This is a genomic window from Candidatus Hydrogenedentota bacterium, from assembly GCA_013359265.1.
In the GTDB taxonomy this organism is placed as follows: Bacteria; Hydrogenedentota; Hydrogenedentia; order Hydrogenedentales; family SLHB01; genus JABWCD01.
This window is the reverse complement of the sequence record JABWCD010000028.1, coordinates 57,515-76,999: the sequence shown is the minus strand read 5'-3', so window position 1 is coordinate 76,999 and position 19,485 is coordinate 57,515. Positions and strand designations below refer to the sequence as shown.

The window sequence follows — 19,485 nt, the reverse complement described above, 5'->3', positions numbered from 1 at the left end:
CACGGCAAGACGACGCTCACGAGCGCGATCACGACGGTGTTGGCCGAGCAGGGGCGCGCCAAGCTGATGGCCTACGGCGAGATCGACAAGGCGCCGGAAGAAAAGGCGCGCGGGATCACGATCAACATCGCCCACGTCGAGTACGAGACGGAGGCGCGGCACTACGCGCACGTCGATTGCCCGGGCCACGCGGACTACATCAAGAACATGATCACGGGCGCGGCGCAGATGGACGGGGCGATCCTCGTGGTGGGCGCGGACGACGGCCCGATGGCGCAGACGCGCGAGCACATCCTGTTGGCGCGGCAGGTGAACGTGCCGGCCATCGTGGTGTACATGAACAAGGTGGACCTCGTGGACGACCCGGAACTCATCGACCTGGTCGAACTCGAGTTGCGCGAGCTGTTGACGAAATACGAGTTCCCGGGCGACGAAATCCCGATCATCAAGGGGTCGGCGCGGTGCGCGATGGAAAACACCAAGCCGGAGATCGGCAAGGAGTCGATCATCAAGCTGATGGAGGCGGTGGACGCCTACATCCCGACGCCGCAGCGCGCGCTGGACAAAGACTTCCTGATGCCGATCGAAGACGTGTTCACGATCACGGGCCGGGGCACGGTGGTGACGGGTGCGATCAACCAGGGCATCGTGCACGTGGGCGACAAGGTGCAGTTGGTCGGCATCACACCGACCAAGGACACGGTCGTCACGGGCGTCGAGATGTTCCGCAAGCTGTTGGACGAAGGGCAGGCGGGCGATAACGTGGGCCTCTTGCTGCGCGGGATCGAGCGCAAGGACGTGGAGCGCGGGCAGGTGGTGGCCAAGCCGGGTTGGAAGGCGGGCGCCACACGCCGTTCTTCAACGGGTACCGGCCGCAGTTCTACTTCCGGACGACGGACGTGACGGGCAACATGACGCTGCCGGCGGGGGTGGAGATGGTGATGCCGGGCGACAACATCAAGATGACGGCGGAGCTGATCACGCCGATCGCCATGAACGAGAACCTGCGGTTCGCCGTGCGCGAGGGCGGCAGGACCGTCGGCGCAGGCGTCGTCACCAAAATTCTGGCGTAACGACACGTCGGACCGGTCGGACAGATACAAGTTCGACATACACGGAGACGAACAGGCGTTTGGCGAACTAGTTGACTTGCACTGGGTTGTCAAGCGATACTATTGGGTCTGCGGCTGGCCGTTGGCCCTCCGGGTGGTGCTACGCACGAACGTAGTTTCCGCGTGCGGGCTTTCCGGTTCAACGTCAGAACTGGCAAGCACATACATAAGAAGAGGTTGTCCCACAGGGCTGTAGCTCAATTGGCTAGAGCAGGGGCCTCCAAAGCCCAAGGTTGGGGGTTCGAGTCCCTCCAGCCCTGCCATTTTCGATTAGAGGTAGTGTTACAACGATGGCAACGAAGCAAGTGACTGCGCCGACCAGCGGTACGCCGAAACAGGCCCCTACATCGCCGACCCAGGCGAAACCGGGTCTCATTGCGACAGTCCGCGAGTTTTTCGAAGACGTGGTCAGCGAGATGAAAAAGGTTTCGTGGCCTACGCAGGCCGAACTGAAGAGCCTGACACAGTTGGTCCTGTGGTCGCTGCTGATTTCGGGCATCGTTTTGGGAATTTACGACTTCATTTTCAACAATCTCATGGCGCTGATTCTGAAGCTGGGCTAGGGAGCCGGATGTGTCGACCGATGAAACGATAGATACCGGCGCGGACGTGACCGAAGAGGTTTCCGTGACCGTGACCGAGGGCGAAGCGGAAACGCCTGAAGCGGAAACGCCTAAGGAAGAGGCAGCGCCGGTTGTCGTTGATGATGGCATCAAGCGCCGTTGGTATGCGCTGCACGCGTATTCGGGCCAGGAAGGCAATGTCATGAAGAACCTGCTCGCACACGCGGAGCAGGCGGGCATTCGCGACTTGATTGGTCAAGTACTCGTGCCGGTCGAAGAAGTCGCCGAGATTCGCTCCGGCGAGAAAAAAGTCTCGCGCCGCAAATCGTACCCGGGTTATGTGTTCGTGCAATTGCCGGTGCACCCGGAAAAGAACGCCGAACTGTGGCACATGATCAAGGAAGTGCCAGGCGTGAGCGGGTTCATCGGGTCGCGCACGGCCCCGGTGCCGATGGAGGACGCGGAGATTCAGGCGATTCTCGAAGAGCAGCGCGGCGAGCGCGAACGTCCGAAGCCGAAAGTGAAATTCGAACAGGGCGAGCGCGTGAAGATTATCGACGGGCCGTTCTCGAATTTCCTCGGCAATATCGATGAGATCAACCACGAGAGCGGACGGTTGAAAGTGATGGTCGAAATCTTCGAGCGCCTTACGAGCGTCGAAGTCGAATTCTGGCAGGTGGAAAAAATCTAACGGGCGCATCGCCCACTACGTTTCGAGAGAGCACGGAGCACAGTCATGGGTAAGCCAGCCAAGGGCGGTCCAAAAGCCGTCAAGGCAATCGTCAAGTTGCAGTGTCCCGCGGGCCAAGCGAACCCCGCGCCGCCGGTCGGCCCCGCGTTGGGCCAGCACGGCGTGCAGATTATGGAGTTCTGCAAACAGTTCAACGAACGCACAAAGGACCAGCAGGGGCTAATCATTCCCGCGGTCATTACCGTGTTCGAGGACCGCTCGTTTACGTTCATCACGAAGAGCCCGCCCGCGCCCGTCCTGATTAAGCGCGCGGCAAAACTCGCGAAGGCGTCGGGCGAACCGAACAAGAACAAGGTCGGGTCCGTCACGAAGTCGCAGCTCAAGGAAATAGCCGAAATCAAGAAGAACGATCTGAATGCGGCGTCCATGGACGCGGCAGTCAGCATGCTCGCGGGTACCGCGCGCAGCATGGGGATCACGGTCTCCGACTAACGAAAGTGGGCGCCGCAACAGCGCCCGAAACCATCAATCGTGGGAGGGCCACAGGCCCGTTGACCACAGGAGGTTCGAAGCAATGCCACGTCTCAGCAAGCGTACCGCCGCAAACCAGCAAAAAGCGCGGCAAAAAACCGTCTACAATCTCACTGACGCCGCGGCGGGCGTGAAGGAATGTGCTACCGCCAAGTTCGACGAAACGATCGAACTCGCATTCTACCTCGGCGTAGACCCGCGCCACGCGGAACAGATGGTCCGCGGGACCGTCTCCCTCCCCCACGGCACCGGCAAGAAAGTCCGTGTAATCGTGTTCTGCAAACAGGCCGAACAACAGGCCGCCGCAATGGACGCCGGCGCGATGGAAGCCGGCGCTGAAGCGTTGGTCGCGAAAGTAAGCGGCGGCTGGACGGACTTCGATGTTGCGGTCGCCGCACCGGACATGATGGGCGAAGTCGGTAAGCTCGGGAAGGTGCTCGGCCCGCGCGGCCTCATGCCCAGCCCCAAAGCAGGCACCGTAACCCCGAAGGTCGGCGATGCCGTCCGCGAGATTCAGAAGGGTAAGATCGACTTCCGCGTGGACAAAAACGCAAACATGCACGTACCCGTCGGCAAGGCTTCGTTTACCGCCAAACAGATCGAAGAAAATGCCGCGGCAGTAATCGGTGCGGTCGTGAAGGCGCGCCCATCCGCGTGTAAAGGCACCTACCTTAGGTCATGCACCATCAGCAGCACGATGGGCCCGGGATTCCGGCTTGACGCTGGTGCCTTGGCCGGTCAAATGGGCAAGACAGAAGACTAATTCCAACCCACCTATAAGGGGCTATCTACACAATGGGGCGTAAAATTTTATTCACCTCCGAATCTGTGACTGAGGGACACCCGGACAAGGTCGCGGATGCGGTGTCCGATGCAGTTCTGGATGCGATGTTGGAGCAGGATCCGAACAGTCGCGTCGCGTGTGAGACACTTGTCAACACTGGCATCTGTGTCGTCGCCGGCGAAATCACTTCGAAAGCCGTCGTCGATATCCCCGCTGTCGTTCGCAAGGCTATCACGGATATCGGGTACGTCGGAGGCGACTCCGGTTACGACGGTAATTCCTGTGGCGTCATCGTTAATCTGGACAAGCAGTCCCCGGATATCTCCCAAGGCGTAACCGCGACCAGTTCGCACGAGCAGGGTGCTGGCGACCAGGGGATGATGTTCGGCTATGCCACGAGCGAGACGCCCGAGTTGATGCCGCTCCCCATTTCGCTTGCCCACAAAATCGGCCAGAAGCTGTCGGAGATGCGCAAGAAGAAGAGGCTCCCGTGGCTGCAACCGGACGGTAAGACGCAGGTGACCGTCGAGTACATCGACGACAAGCCGGTCCGAATCGACACGATTGTCGTTTCGAACCAGCATTCGGCCTCGGTGTCGCAGAAGGTCATCCGCGAGGCAATTATCAAGAAGGTCATCGAACCGCTCCTGCCCAAAAAGCTCGTCAAAGGCAAGATCAATTACCACATTAATCCCACCGGCCGGTTCGTCGTTGGCGGCCCCGTGGGCGACAGCGGCCTCACCGGACGCAAGATTATCGTCGACACCTACGGCGGCATGGGACGGCACGGTGGCGGAGCATTCAGTGGCAAGGACCCGTCAAAGGTTGATCGCTCGGCGGCGTACATGGCGCGCTACATTGCGAAGAACGTCGTCGCGGCGGGGCTGGCGGACCGGTGCGAAATTCAGCTCGCGTACGCCATCGGCGTCGCCAAGCCGGTATCGATCAACGTCAACACGTTCGGCACCGCAAAGATTGACGAAGATAGAATCAGCGATATTTTGATGGAGCACTTCGATTGCCGCCCGGCGAGCATCATCAAGTTGTTGGACCTCAAGAAGCCGATCTACCGCAACACCGTCGCCTACGGCCACTTCGGCCGCGAAGACCAAGGCTTCCGATGGGAACTGAAGGACCAGGCCGCCGCGCTGCGAAAAAAAGCGGGAATTTGACGCACCAGAAATAGAATCGCCTGGCTCGTGTGAAGCGGCCAGGCGATTCTTCGTTTATCGGTCAGATGCGCGTTGGAGCGTCCCCAATCAGTGGGCAAACGCCTGCATCACCAGCAGGAGCGCGAACAGACCCACGAAGAACAAAACCTGTTTTGTGGTGAATCCATCCATTGCCGCGCTCCTTTTTGCAGCCACCGCACCAGGGTGTTACCGCGTTAACCAATGATGTACGGCGAAAAGGGTCGTTAACAGTACAATGAAGAACAGAACTTGTTTCAGCGTCACGCCCCGCACGTCGCCGGACCTTTCTACTCAGCACAATCTGTTTAGTTTCAAACCCTCGCCCATTCAGACGCTCCGTCGACCGGTTTATTCAGCGGGCGCTCGGGTCTGTGTCACTTCACGAGGGCATGCGCACTGGTAGAATCCGCGAGGGCGACGCAAAGTTGCAGACGAGGCGATCCCAGGCGCTTCGGGAGGCGAGGCGGTTAGGAAGCGGGACCGATCATGGTTCGATTCGCCGCGCCGTACCCGGCACGACGGGTAGCCCGGTATCCGCGGAGTGAATCGCCGCAAAACACAACGCGACACTGCGGAGGTTGTGTCGCGCGCTATTGTACGGTTGTCTCCCTTGCTCGATCGCGCACAACAACTCCGCCATCGTCCCGTGGAAACCGTTCGTGAACCAGTCGCCTTCCAGCGCAGGCGTTGCGCGGCCAGCATCGGTGGTCACAGTCACCGATTGTGTGTTCAAATCGGGGCCGACGCTGACCGCGGTGCCATGACGTCCCACAACAATGGTCTGATCCTGCGCGCCATACCGCGTGTCTGCGTTGAAGGCCAGCGAGGCAAGCCCGTCATCGTATTCGATCGTTACCTTCGCGAGTAGTGGCGGCGTCGCACGCTGATGTGCAGACCGTGCTGCGCTCGCGAAGACACGGGTGGGTTCCTTGTCCCCCATGAAGCACGTAACGATATCGAACCAATGGATCGCAAAGTCGTAGAGAATGAGATGGCGCAATTGATCGAACGGGGTGTCCGCGGTCCAATTGTGGTCCCAATGAACCGACAAGTTGGCGCCGGTCACTTCGCCCAACATGCCCGCACGAATCGCCTCTCGGATATACGCGAAGTGCGGCGCCCATCGGCCGTTCTGGTTCACCGCGAGGAGGACGCCATTGGTATCGGCCAGATCGGCGAGTCTCTCCCCCACGTCCAGATCGAGCACAAACGGCTTCTGACTCAGCACGTGCTTGCGTGCGCGCAACGCATCCTCAATGATTGCCACACGCTCCGGCGGGTGCGTCGCAACGTCCACGACCTCGATTTCGTCGCACTGCACAATATCCCGGTAGTCGGCGGAAACTCGGGCATCAGGGAAATGCTCGGCCCGTAACGATTCCGCCTTCGCGGGCGCGCGATCGCACAAAGCGACGACACGATACCCCGCCTTCTTGTACGCCCGGAGGTGGTACGGTGCGATTCCCCCGCAACCGATCAATCCGATGTTCGGATTGTATGCCGCCGGGTTGCTCGGGAGGTACGGCAACTCCGGCGCCAAGGTCTCTTGCGCGATATCCGCGCGACATTCACGATCATTTGCCATGAGAAATGGGTACTCGCTCCGCCGGCAATGCCGCAGCGCTTCGATCGGCATGACTCGGCCCGGCACAATCCCTTGAAAAACAGCCCGTTGTGCGGTAATGTAAACAATTAATCTGGGCGTTTCTAGTAGCTGCGGTGGGGCGGCGTCCTGTTGTCTTGCTGTGTTTCGTTGGAGTGGGCCGGTCGTATGAAGGCGGTATTGAAGTCCGATTCCCTCGCAGTGTCGGTAGTGATTCCGGCATTGAACGAGGCCCCAAACCTGTACCGTATCCTCCCGATCTTGCGCGAGGCGATGAACTCGATCACGGACTCATGGGAAGTGCTCGTGGTCGACGGCGATTCCCAAGACGGCACGCCCGCGGTAGTCGCACAGGCCGGCGATCCGGTCCGCTATATCTGCGAGAAGGAACGCGGCTACGGGCGCGCGATTTTGCGCGGCGTCTCCGAAGCGCGCGGTATGTACATCATTACGATGGACGCAGACATGTCCCACCCGGCGGAATTCATCAAGGCGTTGTGGGATTCGCGCGAAAAGGCAGACGTCGTAATCGCTTCGCGTTACGTACGCGGCGGGCACGCGGACCAGCCGATGTTCCGGTATTACCTCAGCCGCGTGCTAAACAAATTCTTCGGCAAGGGACTCTCGATCCCCGTGAAGGACATGTCGAGCGGGTTCCGCCTGTACCGGAAACGCATTTTCGAGGGTATCGATCTCGAGTTCACAAACTTCGTAATCCTCGTGGAAATCCTCTTGCGGACCTACGGCAAAGGGCTGCACATCAAAGAGGTACCCTTCCACTACCAGCCGCGCGGGTCCGGCGGGTCGCACGCAAGCATCATCAAGTTCGGGCTGGACTACTTGCGCTTGTTCAAGCGCATCTGGGCCATCCGCAACTCCGTACAGTTTCCTGACTACGATTGGCGCGCACACAACAGCCGCATCTGGTTCCAGCGGTACTGGCAGCGCAAACGCTACAGCATCATCATGGGATTCACGCCGCCTTTTGTGTCGACTTGTGACGTCGGCTGCGGCAGCAGCCACATTCTCGCCGACTTGCCGCACGCGATCGGCGTGGATATGCGGCATGACAAACTGGCGTTCATGCGCAAGACCAACAAGAAACTCCTCCAGGCGAACGGCATGATCCTGCCATTCAAGGACGCCTCCTTCGACTGCGTGATCTCCTCTGAGGTGATCGAGCACATTCCTAACGAAGACGGCAAGTTGATCGACGAATTGACGCGAATATTGAAGCCCGGCGGCACGCTCATCCTCGGCACGCCCGACTACGGCGGCTGGCAATGGCCGCTGATCGAGTGGATTTACGGCAAGGTCGCGCCCGGCGCGTACGCGGAAGAACACTGCACGTTCTACTCGTACAAATCCCTGCGCGAAGCACTCGAATCGCGCGGATACGAGATTCTGGATCACGGGTACATCTGCAAGGCGGAGCTGGTCTTTAAGGCGGTGTACAAACCGCGCGCCGTGCCGCAGGTTGTGCCCGTGCACGTGAGCACATCGGCGTAATAGGGCTACCCCCGAGCCAAAAGCTGATGACGTGAAATCGAATTCAGTTGCTTCGAAACACTATTGACGCTCACGATTGTGTTGACAACATGTGTCCAACAACAGTCTAATTCAATCGTGCTCGTGCGGAACATCGTTCCCGTCGAACGGGCGAATCCGCGTGTACACTCTCTCAGGAGCGCGGCAATGAATTACAGAGAAATCAAACGGCAATTCGTCGCCGGGCCGCTTCTTGTCGCGGTGGTATTGGTGGCATCTCCGTTTATAGCGATTCCAATCCTGAGTCTGATTCCGGTAGGCGCCGAGTATGACGTATTCTTTGGGACTACCATGTTCTTGATCGCCTGTTCGGTTACCATATTCATGAGATATGCAAACAAGTGGCTCTTGCGGGAGCGACCACCCAGTCTGACCTTTGAAGAACAGGAGCGGAAAGTCCACGAATTAAAGTAACGGCTGCGGGATTTCGTTCCCTGGCGATAGACTAATCCTCCGCTCTCTCCCCCGCCGGCGCCATTTTCACCAGCTTCGGATCGAACCGCGCCAGAATCTCGACCAAGTCCGACTGCGCGGCCATAACGTCTTCGATATTTTTGTACGCCATCGGCACTTCGTCGAGTCCCGCGGACAAGACTGTCACACCACGCTCGGCGAGCAGTTTCTTGGTCTGTGACCATGTAAATGTCTTTATCGCCTGCGTACGGCTCATCTGCCGTCCCGCGCCGTGCGCGGCGGAGTTGAGCGAGAGCGGGTTTCCCTTGCCGCGCACGATAAAGCCCGGCGCAGCCATCGAGCCCGGAATAATCCCAAGCGCACCCTCGCCCGCGGGCGTTGCGCCTTTGCGGTGGACGATTACGCGCTCACCGTTGTGCACTTCTTTCCACGCGAAATTGTGGTGGTTCTCGATGTCCATCAGTACTTTTGCGCCGAGCGTTTTTGCGATGTGCCGGTGGATGCACGCATGGTTTGCGGCGGCATATTTGCCCATCAACTCCATTGCCGCCCAATACTCGCGGCCCGCCTCTGAATCCAGATCGAGCCACGCAAGGTGCTGCAACTCTTTCGGCAACTCGCGGTGCAGTTTCATTGCGAGCTTGCTGTAGTGGTCGGCAACGGACGCGCCGGTGCCGCGGCTACCGCTGTGGCTCAGAAGCGCAAGGTACGTTCCCGCCGGAAGCGGCAGTCCTCCGCCATGAATAACGAGCGTCCCGTATTCGACAAAATGGTTTCCGCTGCCGCTCGTGCCGAGTTGCGCCCACGCCTTGTCCTTGTGCTGTGCGGTGATCGGCGAGACGCGCCAGTCCTCGTCGAGCACATCGTGCTGACGGCGCTCACGAAACGACGCGCCAATTCCAAAACGGGTCTCGCCCTCGAGCGCCTTCGTCAGGCGATCGGTCTGGCCGGTCAGCGCGCCGACAGGCAAATCAAGCACGGTCATCTTCATCCGGCATGCAATATCGACGCCAACCGCATATGGGATCACGGCGTTCCGCGTCGCGAGGACGCCGCCAATCGGCAAGCCATAGCCGACGTGCGCGTCCGGCATGAGCGCGCCCGCGACCGACACAGGCAACGCGCACGCATTGCGCATCTGGTCAACCGACGCCTCATCGAGGTTCTTGCCCCACTTCTTGTACGGCGCTGGCTCCGCGCGCGGCACGAAGCGCGCCTGCTCGGCCGCGTCCGTAAGCAGCGCGTTGGCAAGCTCCCCGAAAGTCTCGTGGCTGGTGTACGCGCGCGGATTGTCCGCAAGTTCGCGCACGATTTTGCGCAGGTCTTGCTTGCCAAAACCTGCCTGCGCCGCCGCGGCAATCGCCGCCTTGGCAATTTGCATCGGCTCTCCCCGGGGAATACCCAGGTTTGCCAGCTCACGCGACTTCATTCAATGCTCCTTAACACGTTATACCCGATAGGGAACAATCTATGCGCATGCCCCATCCACTTCGTTGGCGGCAACCAGTGATCTCCGAATCGTCCTGCTCTTGAAACATTCAATCGCCCCTCCCCGTTTGCTTCCTTTGCATCGATTCCGGCGAAGATATCTAAAACGTTTTGCACTTTTCGTGTAAGCTCTTTAGCTTTAGAGCGTTAGTTCTCTGAAATTCTGAAATCTCGAATCTGAAATTGCTTGACAAAACCCCTTGATTGCGGCAACGCCGCGCTACATCCTTTAGAGCCTCTAACATTAATGCCGAAACCCCTTCAGGTTGGTACCCAGGGTAGCCCCGCCTACGTCGAAGCGACTTCGGCGGGCCAACCCTGGGCTGCGCGCCGAAACCCCTTCGGGGTAAACGCAAAGACGTTATCATTGTTAGAGCCTCTTAGGTCCTTCGGCCCCCACCAATTTCTATCACGATCGGGTGAAGCCCCGCCCCACTTCTGTTACGTATTACTCCTTTCACGACCCCGATTCCCGTCACTGGCCAAAGACTCGATTACGATTCCAGGGGCGATTACGATTACGAGCGATCACAAGCCGTCCCTTGCCTCGGAAGACCAAACTCAGGGAGAAACCGCATGAAGACGTGGCGCGTCGCGGGCATCAATTTCGATCACAGTCACATGGGCGACAACCTTCGCATGGCCTTCAACCATCCAAACGTCGAGATTGTCGGCATTTGCGACGAGTACCCCGAACGCATGCAATCCGCGATCACGAACTTCAACATCGCTTCCGAGCGCGTATTCACCGATTACCGCGAATGCATCGAGTCCACCCGCCCCGACATCGTGCTCCTCTGCCCCGCTACGGCGCGCCACGGTGAGTGGACGGAAAAAGTCGCGCCTTTCGGCGTACACATCATCATGGAAAAACCGTTCGCGGCGTCGCTCGCGGAAGCGGACCGCATGATCGCGGCATTGGCGAAAACCGGCAAGACGCTCGCCATCAATTGGCCGCTCGCGTGGTACCCCACCCACCGCACGGCGAAGCGCCTCATCGACGAAGGCACGATTGGCGATGTGCTTGAGGTGCACTACTACGATGGCAACCGCGGCCCCTTGTACCACGTCGCGGACAAGGTCGAGACGACGCCGGAAGAAATACAGCGCGAAAAATCGCGCACGTGGTTCTACACGAAAGACCACGGCGGCGGCTCGCTGCTCGATTATCTCGGCTACGGGACCACGCTCGGCACGTGGTATCACGGCGGGAAAAAACCAATTGAAGTAACATCCGTCACCGATGAACCCGTAGGGCTGGAAGTTGACGAACACAGCATCACCATCGCGCGCTACGACGTCGGCCTTTCCAAATTTGAGACGCGCTGGGGCACCTTCACCGACCCGTGGACCCACCAGCCGCAACCCAAGTGCGGCTTCGTCATCAAAGGCTCGGACGGCACAATTAGCAGCTACGATTACGAGCGGACGGTACGCATTCAGACGCGAGATTGTGTCGAGGGCCGCGACGTGCCGGTGGACGAATTGCGTCCGCCGCTCCAGAATCCGGTCCAGTACGTTGTCCATTGCCTCGATATGGGTGCGCCGATTGAGGGCCCATTGTCGCCGGCAATCGCGCGCATCGGACAGCAGGTGGTCGATACCGCGATGGCGAGCGCGCAAGAGAAGCGCGCGGTTCCCCTTATCGAATGACAGACCAATGAAAACCCCCGGCTCCGCATGGGAGCCGGGGGTCTGCGATTTGCAGTCGTGTATTACGGCGTTACGGTAATATAGTTCGTCTTGGTTTCCGAATCGGCGCCAACCAAGGTGACCACGCTCAGATACACGGAGTACGACCCGGCCGCGTTATAGACGTGGGACGGGTTTTGCAGGTTGCTGCTGCCGCCGTCGCCAAAAGTCCACAGCCAGGACAGTATCGGCGAGGTCCCCGGATCGGAAAGGTCGGTAAAGTTCACCATCTGTCCGATCGTGGCGTTTCTGGGGGCGGCGGAAAAGCTGGCGGTGGGTCCGACCGGTTGCACGTCGATGTAGTCGATCTTGGTTTCCGTGTCCGAAGCGCCGTTGGAATTTGTCACGGTGAGCGAGACCGTGAATTGTCCGACATTGGTGTAGGTGTGCATCGGGTTTTGCGCGGTGCTTGTCGCGGTGTCGCCAAAGGTCCAGAACCACGACTCGATATCCTTTGCCTTATCCCCGGCGAAGGACATATCGGTGAAACTCACCGGCGTATTCGCGGGCGGATTTGTGGGCTCACCGATAAAGTCCGCGTCGGGGCCTTCGGCCGCTTCAACGGTAATGTAGTTTTGCCTGACTGCGGTATCCATGTTGTCAATCGACGCAACGGTCAGCGTAACGCTGTACGTTCCCGGGTTCTTGTACTTGTGCTTGGGGTTCTGCAGCGTGCTTTGCTTACCGTCGCCGAAGGTCCACTTCCACGAGATGATCGGGTTTTCCCCGGGGGCGACTGCCGACTCGTCCGTGAACTGGACGTTTTCATTAACGGTCACAAGCAGCGGGGCCGCGGAAAAGTCCGCCACCAAGAGGGCCGTGGCCGTGACCGGTACCAGTTGATCGGCTACGCCGGGTGCGCTGATAACGACGTTTGCAAAGTTGGGACCCGCGGCCATTTTGGTGCGGTCGACGGTAACGGTGAATTTAGCCGCATCTTCGGGACCGGTACTGTTACCGGTCTTCGGGTCGACATCCAACCAATCCGTTCCGCCATTGTCCACGGTAAATTCGGGCAGGGGTTGTTGTGTATAGTTCTTCGCGACCTTGAGTGTAAGCGAGTCGGTGTCTTTGCCAAAGTCGAGCGATTCCGGGGTAAAGAGAAATACGGGCAAGTAGTTGGGCGGTGTATAGGGCGGACACCCCATTCCCGACGCGAGCACAATACCCAAGACGACTGGCCAAGCTAAGATACGCAGCGGCCGCAGCATGAATACGACTCCTTACTTATCCACACGGAACCCCACGGCCTACGTGCAACCCCAACCAGCAAGCCGCCCAATAATAATACCATCATGCCAGCTTCGCGATACAATCGTCAACTGTTTTTGATTTGCCGCCGTCCCCTCTCTCAAACTCCCTGTTGCAGGGAACTTATCCCGTGTAGTAGCGGTGTGTGCCAATTGGGGCCTAACCGGTGTTACTCGTGCCTTTCTTATTTCCTGAGGGGGGATTGACAATCTGAATATAAATTCAGTATATTGATAACTGAAAAGGCCATCTTGGGTGGCCAAATGCCTCGGTATCGGAAGTACTCCGGAGCAGCGAAACATGGCTTCCTTCGCACATCCCGGACGTTTCATCGAAACGTCCCTGCCTCAACTTGGCGCGCCAGAAACACCCTCTTCCTTACATTCACACCTTCGCACCTTTGCACCTTCGCACCTTCACTCTTCCCCACACTCCATTCTGAGCGCCCGAGACTTGTTGGAACGGCCTGTAGACGTGGCCCGCGACGCGTGGGGACTGGACGCCGTAGCCGGGCGCTTCGTCGAGATTTCCGGCGGGGCGGCAACGGGTGCGCTAACGATCTGCGCGGGATTGATCGCGGAAGCCCAGCAGCGCTGCGCGGTGGCGGCGTGGATCAACGGAGAAAGCCCCGGTTTTTTCCCGCCGGATTTTGCAGCGTCGGGGATCGATCTCGCGGCGTTGCCGGTGATCGACGCGGGAGACAAGACGAAGGCATGCCATATCGCGGACACCCTCGTGCGCTCCGGGGCGTTTGCGATAGTAGTGATGCATCTCGGTTCAAAGGCGATGCTTCCCTTCGCCGTGCAGACGCGCCTCCTAGGTCTGGCGAAAAAATATCACACCGCAATCCTTCTGGTTACGCGGACCAACCATCGTGAAAAAAACCGGGGCTCACTCGTTTCGCTGCGGGCGGACACCGAAAAACGGCGCACCGGCCACGACTGCTTTCTGTGCGAAGTCCGCGTGAGCAAAGACAAGCAGCGCGTCCCCGGTTGGAACCATGCGGAGATGTGCCGTGGAACGCCTGGGCTGTGTTGATGTTCGCGCGCTTCCGTTGCAGCTCTTGCTGCGCGCGCACCCCGGCTGGCGCGCGCTGCCCGTCGTTGTAGTGGACCGCGACAAACCGGCCGGCCTCATCCAATGGGCGAACGAACATGCCTACGCGCGCCGCATTTTTCCGGGCATGCGCTACGCCGCCGCCCTGTCCCTGTCGCGCGACGTGCGTGGCGGCGCCGTGCAGGACGCGGAGATCGCCGACGCGGTCAAACTCGTCACGCGGCGGCTCTGGTGTTTTAGCCCGCGCATCGAACCGTCCCCGCGCGAACGCGGCGTGTTCTGGCTTGATGCCTCGGGACTGCGCCACATCTTTCCGTCGTTCGATGCGTGGGCCGCACGCATCTGCGAAGACCTGCGCGAAATCGACCTCCACGCGATCGTCGCCGTGGGCTTCTCGCGCTTCGGCAGTTTTGCCGCCGCGCGATCGAGTACACGCAACAAAATCTTTCACAGCCCCGGCGAGGAGCGCGCCTATCTGCATCGAGTCCCCATCGAGCGCATCATCGCGGATGCTCCTCTGCGCGACACGCTGTTCAAACTCGGCGTCGAGACGCTCGGCGCGTTCATCGATCTGCCTGCCGCCGGCATTCGCAGGCGCTTCGGCGTGGAGGCGTACGAACTGCACCGGTTCGCTCGCGGCGATGGGTGGGACACGCTGGACCCGGAACCACTCCTCGAACCGGTCGAGCGCCGCGAACCGCTGGATTATCCCGAGGACAACTGCGAGCGCCTCCTGTTCCGCTTCGCGGGAATGCTGCACGCGATGCTCGGCGAGTTGTCCGCGCGGCATGAATCCCTGAAGACGCTCCACTTCTGCCTCAAACTCGGCGACGGCGCCGAACCGGAGGGCGAGGTCTCCCCCGCTGTTCCCACCTTGGACGCGAACCCAATTTTGGTGTTACTGCGGCTGCGCCTTGGCGCGCTGACCCTGACCGCGTCGGTAATGGAGATCAAAGCGCGCGCAATCGGCGTCGCGTCGTCGCATCAACAACTCGCGCTGTTCCGGGAAAACGCGCTGCGCAACGTGGACGCCGCCCACCGGGCCTTTGCGAAGGTCCGCGCGGAACTGGGCAACGACGCGGTCGTGTGCGCGCGCCTGTGCGAAGGCCAACTGCCGGAGGCGCAGTACACCTGGGAGCGTTTGCATACCCTCCCGATCCCCAAACCCGTGCAGGTCGCGTCGCGCCAACTCGTGCGCCTCATCTACGCGCCGCCGGTCGAGCTTCCGCCCTCCGACCGCCGCGAACCCGACGGCTGGCTCATCGCCGGCATCGCCGAAGGGCCCGTCGAAGAAGTCATCGGCCCGCAGATCGTCTCCGGCGGATGGTGGACGAAGGAAGTCTCGCGCGCGTATTTCTACGTCCGTACGCGCAGCGGGCGCTGGCTCTGGATTTATCACGACCACCAACGGCGGCGCTGGTATTTGCAGGGAGAAGTGCAGTGAGTTATCCGGTCACATTACGTTTTTTTCGTGCTCGTGCGCGTGCTCGTGCTCGTAATCGTAATCGTAATCGTAATCGAATTCTCCTCGTTTGTATCGCGTCAGGAAATCGAGTATGAGCACCTCCTATACCCCGCTCTGCTGCAAGAGCACCTATTCCTTCCTCGAAGGCGCGAGCCATCCCGACGAATTGGTCGAGGAGGCGTACCGCATTGGCCTGCGCGCGATCGCGTTGACGGACCGCGACGGCGTATACGGCGTCGTTCGCGCACACAAACGCGCCCAGGAACTCGGTGTGCACCTGATCATCGGGGCGGAAATCACCTTGTTCGACGAATCGTCGCTGCTGCTGTTGGCGGCCGATCGCGGCGGCTACGCCAACCTGTGCAGGCTGATTTCCAAAGGCCGCCTGCGTTCGCCCAAAGGCATGAGCCAGGTAAGTGTCGAAGAAGTCTGCGAACACGCGGAGGGACTGCTCTGCCTGTGGGGCGGCGCGCGCAGTTTGCTCGTGGGCGACGCCGACCCGAAACGTATGGCGCGCGACCTCTCCGATGCGTATGGCGACCGGCTTTACGCGTTGCTGACGCGCCATAAAGAAGCGGGCGACACGCGGCGCGAACACCGCGTGCGCGAACGCGCGAAAACCTACTGTATGCCGCTCGTCGCGGGCATGGAGGTGCTGTATCACACACCCGCGCGGCGTCCGCTGCAGGACGCGCTCTCCTGCATTCGCCACGGCGTGACGCTAACCACTGCCGGCCGCCTCCTTCACCCCAACGCCGAGCACGCGTTACGCCCGCCGTTCGGATTCGCCTCCTTATACGAGGATGATTCGTCAGCCGTAATGCGCACGGCGGAGATCGCGGATCGTTGCACGTTTTCCTTAAACGAAATTCGTTACCGCTACCCGCTCGAACGACTGCCCGAAGACACGACCGCCACAGAGTGGTTGCGGACGATCACGTTCGAGGGCGCCGCGAAACGCTACGGCGGACGTACCCCCTATGACGTTACCCGCCAATTGGGCAAGGAATTGGACCTCATTCACGATCTCGAATATGAAGGCTACTTTCTCACCATGTGGGAAATCGTGCGATACTGCAATCACCACAACATTCTGTGCCAGGGACGCGGTTCCGCGGCGAATTCGGCGGTGTGCTACAGCCTCGGCATTACCGCGGTCGATCCCGTGCGCATGGGCCTCCTGTTCGAACGTTTCCTCTCGCGCGAACGCGCCGAACCGCCGGACATCGATCTCGACATCGAACACGATCGCCGCGAGGAAGTGATCCAGCACGTCTACACCAAGTACGGCCGCACGCACGCGGCAATGGTCGCGAACTTCATCCGCTATCGCGCGCGCTCGGCAATCCGCGACGTAGGCAAAGTGCTCGGCCTTCCCGAAACCGCCATCGAGCGCGTCGCGCGCATGCTCTCGCACTACGAGTTTCCGTCGCCGAATGCGCTCCGCGAAGCGGGCCTGAACCCCGGCAGCCGCTTGCAGACGAATCTGCTGCAGCTTATCCGCGAGATTGAAGACGTCCCGCGCCATCTCTCGATCCATCCCGGCGGCTTCCTGCTGGGCCACGAACCGGTCCACGATCTCGTACCCATCGAAAACGCCACGATGCCGGATCGCACCGTGATTCAGTGGGACAAGGAAGACGTAGAAGATTTGGGGTTGTTCAAAGTCGATCTGCTTGGGCTCGGCGCGTTGAACGTGGTGCATCGCTCCTTCGATCTGATCGAAAAGCACCGCGGCGAATCGTTTTCGCTCGCGACGATCCCCCCTGAAGATCAGCCGACGTTCGATCTAATTCAGCAGGGTGACACCGTCGGCGTTTTTCAGATAGAGAGCCGCGCGCAGATGGCGATGCTCCCGCGGCTCAGACCGCAAAACTACTACGACATCGTGATCGAAGTCAGCATCGTGCGGCCCGGCCCCATCACCGGCGGCATGGTGCATCCCTATCTGCGGCGGCGCAACGGCGAAGAGGAAGTGACGTATCCGCATCCCTGCCTTGAACCAATTCTGAAAAAGACTCTTGGCATTCCGTTGTTCCAGGAACAGGTCATGCAACTCGCGATTGTCGCCGCGGACTACACGCCCGGCGAGGCCGACCAGTTGCGGCGCGACATGGCCGCGTGGCGCAAGTCCGGCCGCATCGAACGCCATCGCGAGCGGCTCATCGCGCGCATGGCCCGTAAAGGCATCCAACTGGAATTCGCCGAGCGCGTGTTCGAACAAATCCGCGGTTTCGGCGAATATGGCTTTCCCGAGAGCCATGCCGCGAGTTTCGCGCTCATCGCGTACGGCACCGCGTGGCTCAAGCGCCACCATCCCGCCGCATTTCTCTGCGGCCTGCTCAATGCACAGCCCATGGGCTTTTACAGTCCCGCCACGCTGGTCGAGGACGCGAAGCGCCACGGCGTAGTCGTCAATCCCATCGACGTACTGCACAGCGATTGGGACTGCACGCTCGAACCGCGCGCGAATAGCGGCGAAGGGTTTGCCGTGCGCATGGGACTGCGCTACGTGAAAGGGATGCAGGAGAGCGAAGGCAAACGCATCGTCGGCTACCGCGCGAATCGGTCCTTCAATTCGCTCGCCGAATTCACCGCCATTACCCGGCTCGACACCGGCATCCTCGCGCGGCTGGCGGAAAGCGGCGCGCTCGAAGCCTTCAAACACGAACGCCGCGACGCGCTGTGGGACGCACTCGGCGTCATACCCGCGCAACACGGCGGCTTCGCGCTCGACGACCCGGAACCGGAAATGAACTTCACCGCGCTCGGCGCGCTTGAATCGACGCACTGGGACTATGCTTTCACCTCGCACAGCGCGCGCGGACATCCCCTCAGCCACCTGCGCGAAACGCTGCGCCGCCACCGTCTGCCCGACGCCGCGGCCGTGCGCGGCATGGCCAATGGCGCGTGCGTGCGCTACGCTGGCCTCGTCATTTGCCGGCAACGTCCCGGTACCGCGAAGGGCGTTGTTTTCATGACGCTCGAAGACGAAACCGGATTTGTAAATCTCGTGATATGGGAGAAGACGTTCCAGAAATACGAACTGCTCGCGAAAACCGAGTCCTTCCTCGGCGCAACCGGAAAGCTGCAGGTACAATCCGGCGTGAGCCATTTGGTCGTCGAGAAACTGTGGCGGCCGGAGGTGGATGAAGCGCCCTGCGAAACCAGGAGCCGAGATTTTCACTAACCAAGGTCAGTAGCAACTCATATAGAAACCGAAGCCCTCAACCGCACTACTCTTGAAACAACCAAATCTAGCCCGCACGAAACCCAGCCTTCGTATCGCTCGCCAGGGAAATCGCCATCGCGCAGGAATGCGAGCAAAGAACGGAGACGCCTCAAAAGGTCACGTAAATCTGCTTCAAATACGAAACACTCAGTGAACCCGCCTCAGCGGACTGCTGCTGCAGCTTGGCCGCCTGCTCCGCGGAGAACCCGGCAAGATCGGTAACGCTGTCGCTCATCGGAAACGCCTTCCACACGTCCACGATCACAAACCTGCCGTCACAACGCCACGCACTGACTTCAACGGCAAACGTCTTGCCCGATGATTTGAAATAAATCTCCCCCGTCAACACCGTCAATGGTTGTTTCATCGATGCGGACTCGACGCGCGCGCGAACACCGCCAAACGCGAACGGCGTCACGGCGCTCCAAGCCACGCCCTGCGTTTCGAGTTCCGTGCGCAGCATGCGCAGCGCCGCGAGTTGTTGCTCCGCATCGCCGGGTGCGTGCGGGACTTCGCCGCCAAAGACACTGCGCTCCTCGGCGGCGATGAGCTTCGCGCCCTCGACGCCTTCGGCGCATGCCTCAAGCGCGCCGGCGCCATCCGGCCCCGCAAGCCCGTTCACGAATGTCTTCGACATGCGCGCGATCGCGCGACCCTCGACGTTGAAGAAACCGGCACGCGCCGCGACGGCGCCGCCCACGGCTGCGGCGCCCGCCAAAAGCGTTATCACAGCGGTAATCTGTAGCACGCGGCCGCGCGGACGTGGCGTCGCGCGGTGTGCCAGCGGCGCCCCGCGCGCCAGAACTTCACGCTCGAACTCGATACGTTTGCCGGGAGAAAACGACATATGCTATTAGAGCAT

The 19,485-nt window shown here is 60.3% G+C and carries 14 protein-coding genes, 1 tRNA gene and 1 pseudogene; 12 read left to right on the top strand and 4 right to left on the bottom strand.

The genetic code is table 11. The annotated features are described in order from the left end of the window. The 7 genes and pseudogenes from tuf (at window position 1) to HUU46_21100 (ending at window position 4,853) form a co-directional block, all read left to right on the top strand. Window positions 1–1,073 (top strand): annotated as a pseudogene (tuf, locus tag HUU46_21130) (elongation factor Tu). Window positions 1,074–1,298: 225 nt separating this feature from the next. After that, window positions 1,299–1,375 (top strand) — tRNA-Trp (locus HUU46_21125). A 27-nt stretch (window positions 1,376–1,402) separates the two neighbouring features. Next, entirely contained in the window at window positions 1,403–1,675 is a 273-nt protein-coding gene (gene secE / locus HUU46_21120; GenBank protein NUM56151.1) for a preprotein translocase subunit SecE, read from the top strand. 148 nt (window positions 1,676–1,823) lie between these two features. Further along, a complete protein-coding gene (gene nusG / locus HUU46_21115; GenBank protein ID NUM56150.1) occupies window positions 1,824–2,366 on the top strand; it encodes a transcription termination/antitermination factor NusG in 543 nt (180 codons plus the stop codon). A gap of 45 nt (window positions 2,367–2,411) precedes the next feature. Further along, entirely contained in the window at window positions 2,412–2,858 is a 447-nt protein-coding gene (gene rplK / locus HUU46_21110) for a 50S ribosomal protein L11 (protein ID NUM56149.1), read from the top strand. A gap of 82 nt (window positions 2,859–2,940) precedes the next feature. Then, the gene (locus HUU46_21105) at window positions 2,941–3,660 is read left to right on the top strand and encodes a 50S ribosomal protein L1 (GenBank protein ID NUM56148.1); all 720 of its coding nucleotides are present in this window, start codon (window positions 2,941–2,943) and stop codon (window positions 3,658–3,660) included. Between the two features lie 32 nt (window positions 3,661–3,692). Then, entirely contained in the window at window positions 3,693–4,853 is a 1,161-nt protein-coding gene (locus HUU46_21100; GenBank protein ID NUM56147.1) for a methionine adenosyltransferase, read from the top strand. 505 nt (window positions 4,854–5,358) lie between these two features. On the opposite strand, the gene HUU46_21095 is transcribed toward HUU46_21100, so the two are convergent. Continuing rightward, entirely contained in the window at window positions 5,359–6,459 is a 1,101-nt protein-coding gene (locus HUU46_21095; GenBank protein NUM56146.1) for a Gfo/Idh/MocA family oxidoreductase, read from the bottom strand. Between the two features lie 186 nt (window positions 6,460–6,645). On the opposite strand from HUU46_21095, the gene HUU46_21090 reads away from it, so the two are divergent. Next, the gene (locus HUU46_21090) at window positions 6,646–7,986 is read left to right on the top strand and encodes a glycosyltransferase (GenBank protein ID NUM56145.1); all 1,341 of its coding nucleotides are present in this window, start codon (window positions 6,646–6,648) and stop codon (window positions 7,984–7,986) included. Between the two features lie 484 nt (window positions 7,987–8,470). Here the strand turns inward: HUU46_21090 and HUU46_21085 are convergent, their stop codons facing one another. Next, window positions 8,471–9,868, bottom strand: a complete 1,398-nt coding sequence (locus HUU46_21085; GenBank protein NUM56144.1) for an RtcB family protein — start codon at window positions 9,866–9,868, stop codon at window positions 8,471–8,473. A 635-nt stretch (window positions 9,869–10,503) separates the two neighbouring features. On the opposite strand from HUU46_21085, the gene HUU46_21080 reads away from it, so the two are divergent. Beyond that, window positions 10,504–11,580 carry a Gfo/Idh/MocA family oxidoreductase gene (locus HUU46_21080; protein NUM56143.1) on the top strand — a complete coding sequence of 359 codons (1,077 nt, stop codon included), beginning with the start codon at window positions 10,504–10,506 and terminating at the stop codon, window positions 11,578–11,580. 62 nt (window positions 11,581–11,642) lie between these two features. On the opposite strand, the gene HUU46_21075 is transcribed toward HUU46_21080, so the two are convergent. Further along, window positions 11,643–12,830, bottom strand: a complete 1,188-nt coding sequence (locus tag HUU46_21075) for a PKD domain-containing protein (GenBank protein NUM56142.1) — start codon at window positions 12,828–12,830, stop codon at window positions 11,643–11,645. A 496-nt stretch (window positions 12,831–13,326) separates the two neighbouring features. Between HUU46_21075 and HUU46_21070 the strand changes: the two genes are divergently transcribed. From HUU46_21070 to HUU46_21060, 3 genes are all read left to right on the top strand, one after another. After that, the gene (locus HUU46_21070; GenBank protein NUM56141.1) at window positions 13,327–13,908 is read left to right on the top strand and encodes a recombinase A; all 582 of its coding nucleotides are present in this window, start codon (window positions 13,327–13,329) and stop codon (window positions 13,906–13,908) included. Further along, entirely contained in the window at window positions 13,886–15,370 is a 1,485-nt protein-coding gene (locus HUU46_21065) for a DNA polymerase Y family protein (GenBank protein ID NUM56140.1), read from the top strand. The genes HUU46_21070 and HUU46_21065 overlap by 23 nt, the downstream gene beginning before the upstream one ends. 112 nt (window positions 15,371–15,482) lie before the next feature. Continuing rightward, on the top strand, window positions 15,483–18,581 hold the full coding sequence (locus tag HUU46_21060) for an error-prone DNA polymerase (GenBank protein NUM56139.1): 3,099 nt from the start codon (window positions 15,483–15,485) through the stop codon (window positions 18,579–18,581). Between the two features lie 151 nt (window positions 18,582–18,732). Here the strand turns inward: HUU46_21060 and HUU46_21055 are convergent, their stop codons facing one another. Then, on the bottom strand, window positions 18,733–19,470 hold the full coding sequence (locus HUU46_21055) for a hypothetical protein (protein ID NUM56138.1): 738 nt from the start codon (window positions 19,468–19,470) through the stop codon (window positions 18,733–18,735). Between the last annotated feature and the right edge of the window lie 15 nt (window positions 19,471–19,485).